Below are 245 nucleotides of genomic sequence, written 5' to 3'. Positions count from 1 at the left end.
AGACCGCGCTCGGTGCCCGCGACCTTGGCGGTGTAGCCCGACAGGAAGTGATACATCGCCTGCGCCGGCGAGAGCTTGGCGATCGGCGGCAGCACGCCGAAGGCGTCGGCGGCGAGCATCACCACGTTCTTCGGCTGCGGTGCGCGGCCGGTGCGCGAGGCGTTCGGGATGAATTCGAGCGGATAGGCCGAGCGGGTGTTCTCGGTCTTGGAGCCGTCGTCGAAGTCGACCACGCGGGTGTCTTC

At 68.6% G+C, this 245-nt stretch carries 1 protein-coding gene; it reads right to left on the bottom strand.

Annotation, left to right across the window (positions count from 1 at the left end; translation table 11 throughout):
- On the bottom strand, positions 1-245 hold a 245-nt coding region (locus AC0L3S_RS39645), incomplete at both ends, for a phosphoenolpyruvate carboxykinase (ATP) (RefSeq protein ID WP_473285425.1).

This window comes from Bradyrhizobium sp. Ken01 (assembly GCF_055807355.1).
This window is presented reverse-complemented; position numbering and strand designations above follow the sequence as displayed.